Source organism: Veillonella parvula, from assembly GCF_018378075.1.
GTDB lineage: Bacteria > Bacillota > Negativicutes > Veillonellales > Veillonellaceae > Veillonella > Veillonella parvula_K.
On sequence record NZ_JAGZYE010000001.1, the window covers coordinates 499,822 to 513,626 of the forward strand.

The 13,805-nt window shown below is 37.9% G+C and carries 17 protein-coding genes; all 17 read right to left on the reverse strand.

Annotation, left to right across the window (positions count from 1 at the left end; translation table 11 throughout):
- Window positions 1-103: 103 nt before the first annotated feature.
- Entirely contained in the window at window positions 104-1,018 is a 915-nt protein-coding gene (locus KH286_RS02365; protein ID WP_278471923.1) for an ATP-dependent 6-phosphofructokinase, read from the reverse strand.
- The gene (locus KH286_RS02370) at window positions 990-1,832 is read right to left on the reverse strand and encodes a shikimate kinase (RefSeq protein WP_004696128.1); all 843 of its coding nucleotides are present in this window, start codon (window positions 1,830-1,832) and stop codon (window positions 990-992) included. Before KH286_RS02370 ends, KH286_RS02365 begins: the two co-directional genes overlap by 29 nt.
- A 119-nt stretch (window positions 1,833-1,951) precedes the next feature.
- Window positions 1,952-2,359, reverse strand: a complete 408-nt coding sequence (locus tag KH286_RS02375; protein WP_042986426.1) for a hypothetical protein — start codon at window positions 2,357-2,359, stop codon at window positions 1,952-1,954.
- Window positions 2,349-2,606, reverse strand: coding sequence for a hypothetical protein (locus KH286_RS02380; RefSeq protein ID WP_232055008.1), 258 nt, complete (start codon window positions 2,604-2,606; stop codon window positions 2,349-2,351). The genes KH286_RS02375 and KH286_RS02380 overlap by 11 nt, the downstream gene beginning before the upstream one ends.
- Window positions 2,607-2,928: 322 nt before the next feature.
- On the reverse strand, window positions 2,929-3,783 hold the full coding sequence (locus KH286_RS02385; RefSeq protein WP_278471671.1) for a hypothetical protein: 855 nt from the start codon (window positions 3,781-3,783) through the stop codon (window positions 2,929-2,931).
- Window positions 3,784-3,792: 9 nt separating this feature from the next.
- A complete protein-coding gene (locus tag KH286_RS02390; protein ID WP_021148255.1) occupies window positions 3,793-4,200 on the reverse strand; it encodes a hypothetical protein in 408 nt (135 codons plus the stop codon).
- The gene (locus KH286_RS02395; protein WP_278471674.1) at window positions 4,181-4,825 is read right to left on the reverse strand and encodes a hypothetical protein; all 645 of its coding nucleotides are present in this window, start codon (window positions 4,823-4,825) and stop codon (window positions 4,181-4,183) included. The genes KH286_RS02390 and KH286_RS02395 overlap by 20 nt, the downstream gene beginning before the upstream one ends.
- Entirely contained in the window at window positions 4,822-5,178 is a 357-nt protein-coding gene (locus tag KH286_RS02400) for a hypothetical protein (RefSeq protein ID WP_004697191.1), read from the reverse strand. Before KH286_RS02400 ends, KH286_RS02395 begins: the two co-directional genes overlap by 4 nt.
- Before the next feature lie 7 nt (window positions 5,179-5,185).
- Window positions 5,186-5,647, reverse strand: a complete 462-nt coding sequence (locus tag KH286_RS02405; RefSeq protein ID WP_004697487.1) for a hypothetical protein — start codon at window positions 5,645-5,647, stop codon at window positions 5,186-5,188.
- Entirely contained in the window at window positions 5,626-6,168 is a 543-nt protein-coding gene (locus tag KH286_RS02410; protein WP_004697033.1) for a prepilin peptidase, read from the reverse strand. Before KH286_RS02410 ends, KH286_RS02405 begins: the two co-directional genes overlap by 22 nt.
- Before the next feature lie 53 nt (window positions 6,169-6,221).
- Window positions 6,222-6,668, reverse strand: coding sequence for a competence type IV pilus major pilin ComGC (locus KH286_RS02415; RefSeq protein ID WP_004697182.1), 447 nt, complete (start codon window positions 6,666-6,668; stop codon window positions 6,222-6,224).
- A gap of 36 nt (window positions 6,669-6,704) precedes the next feature.
- On the reverse strand, window positions 6,705-7,880 hold the full coding sequence (locus KH286_RS02420) for a type II secretion system F family protein (RefSeq protein WP_004697121.1): 1,176 nt from the start codon (window positions 7,878-7,880) through the stop codon (window positions 6,705-6,707).
- A gap of 8 nt (window positions 7,881-7,888) precedes the next feature.
- Entirely contained in the window at window positions 7,889-8,908 is a 1,020-nt protein-coding gene (locus KH286_RS02425) for a type IV pilus twitching motility protein PilT (protein WP_004697309.1), read from the reverse strand.
- Window positions 8,892-9,902: a GspE/PulE family protein gene (locus KH286_RS02430; protein WP_004697265.1), complete on the reverse strand. Its 1,011-nt coding sequence runs from the start codon at window positions 9,900-9,902 to the stop codon at window positions 8,892-8,894. The genes KH286_RS02425 and KH286_RS02430 overlap by 17 nt, the downstream gene beginning before the upstream one ends.
- 188 nt (window positions 9,903-10,090) lie before the next feature.
- On the reverse strand, window positions 10,091-11,374 hold the full coding sequence (gene eno, locus KH286_RS02435; RefSeq protein WP_008601191.1) for a phosphopyruvate hydratase: 1,284 nt from the start codon (window positions 11,372-11,374) through the stop codon (window positions 10,091-10,093).
- 119 nt (window positions 11,375-11,493) lie between these two features.
- A complete protein-coding gene (gpmI, locus tag KH286_RS02440) occupies window positions 11,494-13,020 on the reverse strand; it encodes a 2,3-bisphosphoglycerate-independent phosphoglycerate mutase (RefSeq protein WP_278471678.1) in 1,527 nt (508 codons plus the stop codon).
- A gap of 13 nt (window positions 13,021-13,033) precedes the next feature.
- Window positions 13,034-13,804, reverse strand: coding sequence for a triose-phosphate isomerase (gene tpiA, locus KH286_RS02445; RefSeq protein WP_278471680.1), 771 nt, complete (start codon window positions 13,802-13,804; stop codon window positions 13,034-13,036).
- Window position 13,805: the final 1 nt, after the last annotated feature.

Here is a 13,805-nt window from a genome sequence, read left to right on the forward strand (position 1 = left end):
ACACATATAGTATTTTTAAATTATACAGCACCAATTGCTTTTACGCAATATAATTTCATTAATGAATAAATTATGATATATAAAAAATGGCCCTTACGGGCCATTAACTACTCAATATTGACAATAATCTATAATCCTTCTCATCGATTGGAAATTCAAGACATTCTGCCTCTTCATAAGATAGTGCACGGATATGACCATCTATATAACCTACTAATCGGTTAGCGACACCACTCATCAATAAATTAATACAGACTTCACTCATGCGAGCCGCTAAAATAGCATCAAATGCCGATGGACCACCGCCACGTTGTAAGTAGCCTAACACAGTTAGGCTAGGATCAAATTCTGTATGCTCCTTGATAAAAGCTTTCACCTCACCGCTGTTATAGGCACCTTCTGCAACGAGGATAACACTATATTCTTTACCCCGAATTTGTGTTTCCTTTAAATGACGACAAACCGCATGTAAAGGCATGGGATTTTCAGGAACCAAAACTATTTCTGCCCCACAAGCTAGGCCTGCCTTTAATGCAATATGTCCAGCTTTGCGCCCCATAACCTCCACAATAGCTACACGTTCATGGGAGTTTGATGTATCACGAATACGCCCAACCGCATCAACTACCGTATTAAGAGCCGTATCATAGCCTATCGTATATTGTGTACCACCCATGTCATTATCTATCGTACATGGAATGGTCATAGTAGACATACCAAGTTTAGATAAACTTGTAGCACCACGCATGGAGCCATCACCACCGATAACAACCAAATGGTCAATGTCATAAGTTTTCAAAATATCATAAGCTTTGCGTTGAATTTCTTCATTCTGAAATTCTGGAAAGCGTGCCGTTTTCAGCATCGTACCACCTTGTGTTATGATGCCACCAACGTCTCGATTCGATAAGGGAAATATCTTTTCCTCAATGATACCTAAATAGCCACGTTCAATACCAAATATTTCAAAACCTTCATGTATAGCTTTTCTAGTTAGCGCTCTTATGGCGGCATTCATTCCAGGTGCGTCTCCGCCGCTTGTTAGTATTGCGATTCTTCTCATATCCATTACCCCCTTGTGGTGTACGTTGTTTGGATATACTATGTGCCTTACCTTTTTTATTCGTTTGATTAGAAGTCTTTTGTTTATACCGTTTATCATAACGAATTTTATTAGACATTGCTCTTTTTGATACTGCTTCAGAAATCTCTTTTTTCCTACTTTGTTGATTATTAAATTGTATATCTTCAGATGCTTCTTTAGCATCTACATCGTTTATATCATTGGGTTGACGTCTTGCTTTAAATTGCACATCTGAGGCATCTAATTCATCCTCAATACGCTGTATAAAATCATAGGTCCGGCCATTTGTTGTATCTAGTACAAAATCGCACTGCTTATACACGGGCTTCCACGATTGTATCATAGCATGTACAAAGGCATTCACATTACTATAGTCCATGGTAGGCCGTTTCCCAACACGGCGATTCACACGACTGACAATACGGAATTGTGCAGCTCGGATACCAATAATATAGGAATATTTTTTTAATACCTTTAAGGTGCGATGTTCAATAGGAAAATTCCCACCCACAGAAATCACTGCTTCATGGTATAAGCAAACCTTTTTTAGTACATCCATTTCGGCGCGGCGGAATGCTTTTTCTCCTATCTTTTTAAAAATCTCAGCAATGGGCAACCCAAAACGACTTTCTAATACGCGATCGGTATCTACAAATTGCCAACCCTTGCGTTCTGCAAGGTTCCGTCCAAAGTGACTTTTGCCACTTCCCATAGAACCGATGAGCATAATATTCCGTTTTATTATCATCTATTATGTGCCCCTTATCATTACATATCCTTCATTGTACTATAAAATGGTCCAAAAACAAAGACAGACTATAGACATAAAATCTATAATCTGTCTCTATACAGTACACCCGATTTTCATTAAGGTTTTATAATCGATTTAATTGCACAATGCACATAAACTACATTACCTTTACGTTCTATATCTTCTATTTCTATACGGCGTGAAGGATCCTTTTCTTCAACAGTATTTATCCAGTTAATCATACGCTCTGTACTACCTAATACTGTTAATTCTAGTATACCTTCATGCTCATCAGTACTGACAATCATTAATGGTTCTCCTTGCAAGGAATCAAAAATATTTGTATTAGAACTCGTATTAGATGTCTTGTTCCGTGTAAAAGATTCTAATAGTTTTGCTTCATTAGACACTATATAATCTGACTCAGCATTCATTTGTATATTATAATTATCTTGTTGATTTTTTAAGCTATTATTTTTGTCTTCAAAATAAATATGCCCATACATAGAAAGGCTAATGAGCATCCCCCACAACACTAGGCCCGTTAATATTCTCTCGACCTGATACGTTGTGCTCTCTTTTAGATCCGTCCATATGGAATGTATAAACACCTTTATCTGCTTTAACTGTTCCATGACACTCCATCCCTAGTAATTTTTGTTGGAGAATAGCAATAAATTTACGACACATTTCGTCACTCGTACCTATACCATCTATACTGATACGCCCATCCTTAATGCTAAGATGCTGTAGACTAATATGTTCTGACATAGCGGCATCAAGAATATAAAGGACCATTGTATTGGGTAATATATCTGTTTGATTCTTAAGGATTTTATTCTTTATTATTTTATTTCTTATTTCCATTAATTCACCATATTGTTGATGTATTTCTTGATACTGAGCATTTGCTTGCAATCGCACAAAGTCTATCTTTCGATTTTCATAGCTACGATAGCTTGACCAACAACTATATATAGTAACAAGCCCTACTATAATGTATATAAGACTTATCCCATAAAGAAGGTATCGATAGGTATGCCATAAACTATGCCATCGTAACGAGCGAGGCATTAAATTAATACATCTGTCCTTACCAGCCCAATCCAATCCATTTAAGCCCCCTTGCTGCCATACCGATAGCCATGTCCCAATCTAATTGTCCTTGCTTGCAACGATTACGACCACGACCTAAAAATAATAATGGAATATATTCAGTTTCTCCATACATGGAAATTATACCTTCCATATCTGTCCGTTCTTCATTTGTTATAGATTCTAACCCATACATCCGAATTCCCTGTATCTCATCTATACCAAAGTCTTGTAATCTCACTTCTAACTTATCCATAGCTTCAGCTACATCGCTACTAGTAATAGGTACAATACACTCTTGAATGCATATATCATTCCACCAAAGCCATAAATGCATGGCGCCTTCTTCCACAACACCTGTTACAGTACCGCTGCGCCGCATCAAGCAATAACAAATAGGAATAGGCCAAAAATCAATAACATCAACGGGTGCATAAGTATCTCGTATACCTTGCTTCAAAAGCTCTAGTGAATGCCGATCTACAGCCACCATAAACATATGATAATTGTGTCGTGGATATTCCCGGCGACAAGCATCCATTTGGAAACTATCCCCCTCAAAACTAAAGTAGTCCTCTATATTCCACTTTATAAACTCCTTCATATCAAAATCATGAGGATCATAAGGTGCTACATGCATTTGTGTATCAATATTAGCAACAATACTATAAGCCCCTTCATCTAAATTATACGTTTCTATAAATTTTGTAACGTCTTCATCAATAGGTCCTGTACGCTTCATTTCTAACGCATCAGTAATGACCATTGTTTTATTTTCTATATGAGCGGTAACACATACAATATGTTCATCAGTTATACATACTCCAGAATGTATTCTCTTTTTTCGTTTCATAGAATCACCTCAATAAGGTTTTACCTTTATAACATGCATATGTTTTTCTTTATCTACGGTCACATACATATGTACACGACTCACGATTTCACTATTTTTCAATTTTCCATAACTCATAATATGTCGCGGATTATCTGTTGATTGGTCTGCTTCAATAGTAATCTCTACATTTTCATCATCTATCACAACTAATTTATTTTGAAAGTCCCATACATTTCCTAATTTACAATAGCCCACAAACCAATGAACACCTTTCTGTGCCGCGTAATGAGCCTCTTCCAAATGCAATTCGTCTACCACATTACTTTCACATATTTGTCCTATCCGCAGCCCCATAAAAGCTAATAATAATAAAAAGGACATTGTAAGTATCGCTATATAAGTGATAAAGCCCGCGTTATGGGCTCCTACGTTCATAATCTGTCTCCTCTTTACTTGTATACCAATCATAAATAGCACTTTGTCCAACAGAGACCTCATATATGGATAATCCTCCATAACCACTTGTGTATTTTCTATCATTAACAAAACGATTATTAATATACCAACGTAAATACACGGTCCCATTAGTATCTACACTAAAAGGGTATTCTTGGGTATAGCCCACATTTCTTTTATCTGTAGTTCCTACAATTCGACTACCACTGACAGGTTGCAAGCTACCATCCGTTAATTTTCTGTATAATGCATGACGTTGTACAGTTAAGGTTGTGCGCTTTGTATCGTGAATATATAAACTTGTATTACGATCTTCTACAGTAACCTTCACAGGATTCCATATCATATGAGCCACAACCATACGCCGTGTATATCGACCATCCTCCATCATAGCTACACTATCAAGTAATTTAGCATCCCACATAACTGCATAGAATAGGATACCTAACAATAAGGTAAGGACTATGATAGAAATCATCATACTAATAAGCGTAGAATACAAAATAAAACCCATATCATTTCTATTTTTATTTCTATCTGTTATGGGATTCTGCTTGTATTCTTTATTCTTCCCAATTACCGTTTCTATATCCTCGCCCTTCAATGTATCCCCTCCAAATCAACTGATAGAGAATAGACAACAGATTGATTGTCGATGGCATCTACTGTTAATCGTTGTAAAGATACACCTTCTATCACTACAGGCTTTATATGTGTTTTATAGGTAATTTTTTCACTGGGACTCATTGTAAATTGAGAATTATATACACCAGTTTCTATTCTTCCATTCTTATAATAAGAAGCTTTAGCCACTTCTAAATACGTTATGGTATCTTGCAATATATGATCCCAATAATACGCCTTATATACCGTAAGAGTAGCCATCCAAAATATAGATAATATAATCGGTAAAATGAACATGATTATAGCGGCTGATATTAAAGCGTCACCATACATAAATCCTTCAGTGCACTTCTTCCCATCTAATTCGCCCCGTTTGTACAGATATCCATATACGATTTTTCTCACCACTTTCACGATCTTTCAAAATAATTTCTGTCCCATCATAAGGTAAGCCTAAGGCTGAAAAAGAAATAATTGTCATAGACCGTTCATTCTCAATATTTTGCGGTAATAATATGTTTACCGTATGATGATTAACATCTTCCTCTAAGGTATAACTGTCCTTATTTAAAATAAAAAGCATTCTCCCTTTACCATTAGATTTATGCCCTAACATAGACCACAGTTGAACTTTCTTGAGCATATACGCCACCTCTTGCGTAGCACCATTTAAAGTATAACGACTAGGTGTTGTCACAATAGGTAAGGCAATAGAAATGAGCAATAAGATTAAACCAATAGTAATAATCCATTCCGCCAATAAAGATCCACTTTGACGATTTATAAGTTGCACCTTAACCATTGATAAAGCACCTCCATATAGGAACCACCATGTAAGGCACACCATCCGCCAAAGCATAGAAAGGGACCAAATGGGATATATCGATTACGATAACCGGTGAGTAAGAGATAGAGAGAACCAACACAAAAAGTTACGTAAAAGAAACATATAATTTCCCATGGAGTGAGCCATATTGCAATAGCAGAAAACCATTTAATATCGCCTATGCCAAAGCCTTTATGGCTAATCAAACGAAGTCCATATGTAATAGTACCTACGCTGATAACACTTAATAAGGTTACTAACATAGATTGATCATTTATATAGCTATATATAATGCCACCTATTACAAGAACTAATGCCCCTTCATCAGGCAATATATAGTAATGCATATCGATGGTAGCACCTGCTATGATGATGAGTGAAAACACAGCATACAAAGCAATGTGAGTATAAGATATTGCTTTTGATGAAACTATAACAGGTAGCAATATAGATGCTATATATACAAAAAGTCCTATCACATAATTGGTCCCTTTCATACCTTGTCCTTTCATATAACTAACGTATGTAATTCATAATCTATACAAGTTAATTAAGGCTCATTAGGTGCTTTAACAACAACAGATTTTGAAGTCCCACCACTGACAACTTCATAAGTAATAGTGTATTCTTTTCCTTTTGCAGTCTTAACATGTTCAGTAAGATATCCTTCCTTATATAGATTTTCTACTGTTGGAGGTGTGTCGACATTCTTATCAATCATATACAATTGAGTGGCATTTTTAATAATTTGAATATCTGCTGTTTCTTTAGCGTTTCGAGCTTTATCCGCTGCAGATAAGAATTGTGGCATCGCAATAGCCGCTAATATAGCGATAACCGCTACTACAACCATTAACTCAACGAGAGTAAATCCGCCTTTTCTCGATTTTTTAAACCCTTCTCGAACACGAGAAATATGTAGTCGATCTACGACCCATTGACCGCACATTTCTAATCGATGATTCACTCCATGAATCATATGCATAACAGACTTCATAATATTCTCCTTTTAATAGTTAAGTAATAACATTGTCTATTGTCCTCCTAAGTTGGCAATGGACGTAAATAAGGGGTACATAACAGATACAACTAATACGGCAACACCGATTCCCATTATGGTTAGTAAAATTGGTTCCAATAATCGTTCTAAACGAGCAATATATTTTGAAAGTATAGATTCATAGTAGTAGCCACAGTGGTTTAACATTTTTACTAATTCACCACTCTCTTCTCCAATGGACACCATTTGCCATATAAAAGCGTTTCCTATTTGACCACTACGTAAGCTTTCTTCCAGTGAGTGTCCTGATAATAATCTTGCTTCCACTTGTTTACTACATTCAACACCATATATATTCCCCCACAAAGGGCGCGTGATATTCATGGTGTGAATGATAGAAATACCAGAATCTAATAAGAGAGCCCAAACTTTTAACATACTTGTATAATACACACAAGTACTCCATTGGTATCGGTGAGCCAACAGCCAAAGCCAACGATGTACTTTACACTTTATACTATGCTGTTTATAAGCAAATGCTAAGGAACCTATTACAACACAATGTATAGCTATTACCATTAGAGGATGCGATTTTAACCCTTGTCCTAATGCAAAAAGAGCTCGCGTCATCAAAGGTAATGTAATATGCATAGTGGTAAATACCTGTTCAAACGAAGGAATAATAAACAAAATGGTAACTAGAAAAAATATATTCATCATTAAAAGAAGAAATAAAGGGTAGGAAATAGCACTCATAACCTTTTGTTTCAGCTGCCTCTCCCAATCATAGTGACGGGATATATATTGTAAACTCTCACCCAAGGTGCCCGCTGCTTCACCACTTTCTAGTAAAGCCAAAGCAATAGGAGGACATCCTTCACTTCGTAAAGCCTGTGATAAAGTCTGACCACGCTCTATGGATTCATATAAAGCTGTATAGAGTAGTCCTCGTTTCCCCTGGCAGAGCAACTGTAAGGCTCGCCGTAACGGAACACCAGATTCAATGAGTAGACCTAATTGATAAGTCACATCTACCACCATAGTATGATTCCATTTATGTTTCTTTCTTTCATCCTGCAACGATATCCTATAAATTCTATAACCATCTCGTTTTAACCGTATTGCAATTTCTTGTTCTGAATCCCCCCACATCAAACCTTTTTCTGTTTCATTTTGATTATTTTTTACGACATATTCATAAGCCTCCATATATTCACCTACGATAATTGTTGATCAAGCAAGGTATGCAATTGTTGTTGGGCTCCATATTGTGCCTTTACATCTCGCACAGCCATTTCTAATGTTTTCATCGGTAGTTGCGTTTCTTGAATAGATATGATTTGTGGTTCCTTACGGGTCCGTATCAAATTTGCTACTGCATGGGTATTTAGCAAAATATCACGAATAGTAATGAACTTTTTATTCCATCGAAGTAAACGCTGACATATAACGGCCCGTAACACTTGAGATATTTGATTGCGTATCTCTTCTTGTTGCTCCCCAGGAAATAGAGAAATCATGCGGTGAACCGCCATCACTGCACGCTGTGTATGCATAGTTGCCATTACAAGGTGACCAGTCTCTGCCGCATGAAGTGCCGCTTCAAGGGTTTCACGATCTCGAAGTTCGCCTACCATAATGACATCCGGATCCTCTCGTAAAGCATCTCGAATACCATCTGACATAGTATTAATATCAGCACCTAATTGTCGTTGATGTATTAAAGACTTTTTAGATACAAACTCAAATTCGATAGGGTCTTCTAAGGTAATAATGTGACGCTCCATAGTCTGATTTATATAATCAATACAACAAGCTAAGGTAAAACTTTTACCACTGCCTGTAGGGCCACAAACAAGCAATAGACCATCATGTGCTTCACATAGCTTTTGTAATAACTGACCTTCACTATTATCATCTAACTTAAGTTGCTGATGACAAAGTAATCGCAATGTACCACATATGGTCTGATTAGCTCGATATAGATGAACACGGATACGCACACCACAACAGGAACAAGCCTCATCAAGAGACTGCCACTCATAGGATGCTATACCGCAACGACGCAATATATCCTCGATTAATTCTGTAGTACACATAAAGGAAGTAGCCCTTAATCCATCACCATGTCGCAAATAGATAGGCTGACCACATTGTAGATGAATATCTGTTGATGATAGTTGTATTGCATTTTCTACAATAGTTTCTAAACTTTCACTCTTACAGCATGAGTCCACAACGATGCACCTCCTCTATAGATGTAACATGCTGAGATACGGCCTTACGAGCAGACTCTTCTAATGACAATAATAAATGTGTTTCTAATTCGTCCCAATGAGCTGAATTAGCTGGTATTTCTAAGTATTCAAATAGAGCAGTCCGTCCCTGATATGATGTACCATCGAATTTTCGTACTAGCCGTTGTGCAATAGCCCCCATTAAAGTAGCCCGTATTAAGTACGGCTCTACGCCCATATCCATGAGTCGCGTTACAACGCCTATAGCTGTATTGGTATGTATAGTAGATAATACGCGATGCCCCGTTAAAGCAGACTTAACGGCTAACTCTGCGGTCTCCTTATCCCTAATTTCACCAATCATAATCGTATCTGGATCTTGCCGTAATACAGAGCGAAGACCTTTGGCAAAGGTAAATCCAATCTTTTCATTAATACCAATTTGTATAGCCCCTTTGATTTCGGCTTCTACAGGATCTTCAAGACAGATAAGCTTAGTTTCGTCTAAATTTAACATGCGAAGCATGGCATATAAAGTAGCTGTCTTACCACTGCCTGTAGGTCCACAGATAAGTAATAATCCATAAGGACGTTTTAATAATTGTTCAATGTGCTCAAAGATATCCGGCTGCATGCCTAATTCTTTTAAGTCTTTATGACTCCCTTCATTTCCCATAAGGCGACATACTAAGGTTTCTCCGTATAGGCTAGGCAATGTAGATACACGCATCGTTACAGACTTATTTTTATGACTCCAAGACCAACGCCCATCTTGTGGTAAACGCTTCTCGCTAATATCTAGAGAGCTACAAACCTTAATACGGTTGATAATGAGTTCAGCTTCTTCAAATGATACAGTCATGTAATGTTGCAGCAGTCCATCTTGTCGCAACCGAACATGAGCACCACTTTCAACGGGATCAAAGTGGATATCACTTACATGGTGTTCTAAGGCATACAAGATAATATCGTCTAATGTTACGTCTACATACATGGTCACCTCCAATACCTTGCGGTATGTTTTTACCTCACACTAGCGTATGGCGTTATAGGTTTCGACATCAGCCTCTAAATCCCTCTTTTATTTTTAAAAATCCACGAAGCGAAAACTTTTCTTTTTTTAGACATACAAAAAAGGCGCCCCAAAGGGCGCCCTTATTGGACTATTAGATATAACGTATCTTATTTTAAGTTATAAAAAACGTCATTACCTTTATATTGAGCTGTTTCGTATAACATTTCTTCAATGCGAAGTAATTGATTATATTTTGCTACACGTTCAGAACGAGCCGGTGCACCAGTCTTAATTTGACCAGCATTTACAGCTACAGCAATATCAGCAATGAATGTATCTTCAGTTTCACCAGAGCGGTGAGATACTACGCAAGTGTAACCAGCACGTTTAGCAAGTTCCATAGCATCGAAAGCTTCAGTGAGAGTACCGATTTGGTTAACTTTTACAAGAATGGAATTACCTACACCAAGCTCAATACCACGAGCCAAACGTTTTGTGTTAGTTACAAATAAATCATCACCAACAAGTTGTACGCGGTCACCAAGGCGGTCTGTCAACAATTTCCAGCCTTCCCAATCTTCTTCTGCAAGGCCATCTTCGATGGATATGATTGGATATTTGCCTACTAGGTATTCGTAAAAATCTACCATTTCAGCTGCTGTTTTAACTTTACCTTCCCCAGCAAGGTTATATTTACCACCTTCGTAGAATTCAGAAGATGCAGAATCAAGTGCCAATTTGAAATCTTTTCCTGGTTCATAACCAGCAGCTTTAATAGCTTCACAGATTACTTCTAATGCTTCTTCATTAGATGATAAGTTAGGTGCGAAACCACCTTCATCACCTACTGCAGTACTAAGGCCTTTATTGTGAAGTACGGATTTCAATGTATGGTATACTTCTGCACAGCTACGAAGAGCTTCTGCAAAAGATTTAGCGCCTACAGGCATGATCATAAATTCTTGAATGTCTACGTTATTATCAGCATGTGCGCCACCGTTCAAGATGTTCATCATAGGAACTGGCAACTCTTTTGCATTAAAGCCACCAAGGTATACAAATAATGGCAAGTCCAAAGATTCAGCTGCAGCACGAGCTACTGCCATGGATACACCAAGGATTGCATTTGCACCAAGGTTAGATTTATTATCGGTACCATCCAATTGCAACATTAAGTTATCGATTGCCACTTGTTCTGTCGCATCATAACCGATAAGTGCAGGACCGATTTTAGCATTTACATTATCGATAGCTTTTAAAACACCTTTACCGGAATAACGGGATTTATCTCCATCCCGTAATTCTACGGCTTCAAACATACCTGTGGATGCACCAGATGGAACAGCTGCTGTAGCAATAGTGCCATCTTCTAAACATACTTCAACTTCAACTGTTGGATTACCGCGGGAATCTAAAATCTCTCTTGCAATGACTTGTTCAATTACTGCCATTTCTTCACCTCATATAATCTAATGGAATAACTGCCATCTGACAGCCATTATATATATATTGAGCTAAACCTTATAGGCTTATAACTCTAATTAACTACTAATATAGTGAAAGCTCCATATTATGCTTTATGTACCAAGCTATGACCTGTCATAGCTTTTGGTTGTTGTATCCCAGCTAAGTCTAATAATGTAGGAGCAATGTCACATAATTTACCAGCTTCTAATGTAGCTGTTTTTAAACTGTCGCTCATTAAAATTAAAGGAACCAAGTTCGTTGTATGTGCCGTATGTACCTTACCTGTTTCATGATTAACCATAAGCTCTGCATTACCATGATCTGCTGTAACTAACAGATGACCTTTCTTGCTACGAATAGCCTCCACGATACGACCTAAACAAGTATCTACTGCTTGAACCGCTTTAACGGCAGCTTCAAAGCTACCAGTATGACCAACCATATCTGGATTTGCAAAATTCAAGATAATCATGTCATATGTTTCATCTTGTATCGCTTGTACAACCTTATCGGTCACTTCATAAGCACTCATTTCTGGTTGTAAATCATAGGTCGCCACTTGAGGGGATTTTACGAGAATGCGATCCTCACCTTCAAAGGGTTCCTCTTCACCGCCATTGAAGAAATATGTAACATGAGCATACTTTTCTGTTTCTGCGATGCGCAATTGGCGATAACCGCCTGCACTTAGAACTTCACCTAATGTTTCAGATAATGTATCCTTTTCATACACAATATGTACGGGCAAACCATCCTCGTATTTTGTCATAGTTGCCATATATATAGATAGTGGCTTCCGTTTAAAACCATCAAAATCAGGTAACACTAGTGCCTTTGTAAGTTCACGACCACGGTCTGGGCGGAAATTACAGAATATAACCGCATCTCCATCTTTGATAGTCCCTGTAGCATCAATCACCGTAGGAAGTACAAATTCGTCTGTCGCATCTCTATCATAGGACTGTTGCACCGCTTCACATGCAGATGTAGCTATTTCACCTTGACCATGCACAATGGCATTATATGCCAATTCAACGCGGTCCCAACGATTATCACGGTCCATTGCATAATAGCGGCCACTAACTGTAGCAATTTTGCCACAATTTAGATCAGCCATATACGTTTCTAAGTCCTTTAAATAGCCTTGTGCACATTGTGGAGCTACATCACGACCATCGAGCAAAGCATGGACATACACATGCTCGATTCCATTATCATGAGCCCCCTTGATGACTGCCTTAATATGATCTAAGGAGCAATGCACATTGCCATCTGAAACTAGGCCTATAAGATGTAAGCTTTGCTTCTTAGCTACTTCGTATAGTTCCTTCATAACAGGGCGATTATAAAACTCACCAGACTCGACATCTTTAGTAATACGAGTCAAATCTTGATACACTATGCGACCAGAGCCAAGATTTAAATGGCCAACTTCAGAATTTCCCATTTGACCTTCTGGAAGGCCTACCGCAAGCCCTGATGCTTCTAATGTTGTATGTGGATACATATCCCATAATCGATTAAAACAGAGCGGCTTCGCCTGTACTACAGCATTGGTTGTGTCTGATTTATCCCCCAAGCCAAAGCCATCTAGGATGACTAGCATTACGGGAGCCTCTAATTTAGCCATTTGTAACCTCATATTAAGCGCTTACTTGGTTTGCAGCTTTAATAATATCAATAAATTCATCGACCACAAGTGATGCACCACCTACGAGAGCACCGTCAATATTAGGCTCTCCAAGGATTTCTAGTGCATTTTCTGATTTAACGCTACCACCATACTGGATGCGTACTGCATCGGCAGTTTCATTATCATATAAAGATCGAATGTAATTGCGGATTTCTTTGCATACCTCTTCAGCTTGATCAGCCGTTGCTGTCTTGCCCGTACCGATAGCCCAAATTGGTTCGTACGCAATGATTAATTGACTGACTTGTTCTTTCGGAATATCAGCCAAAGCCCCTTTTAGTTGAGACGTAATCCAATCAAGTGTATGACCCGTTTCACGATGTTCTAAACTTTCACCAACACAGACAATAGGATTCAAATTATGATGAAATGCACTTTTAATTTTTGCATTAACGGTCTCATCTGTTTCGCCATAATATTCACGGCGCTCAGAGTGACCGATGATTACATAATTAACGCCTACTTCTGTAAGCATAAGTGGTGAAATCTCACCAGTAAACGCACCAGCATCATGATAATCCATAGTTTGTGCACCTACTTCAATAGCTGTATTTTTCGTCAATACTACAGCACGTTCGATAGCTGTAAAAGGCGGACATACAACTACATCACAGGACAATTCCATATCTTGTAACACGCCGTTAAACGCTTCGATCAGAATTGATCCAGATGCAATGGTGCCATTCATTTTCCAATTCCCTGCAATAATGGGTTTTCTCATA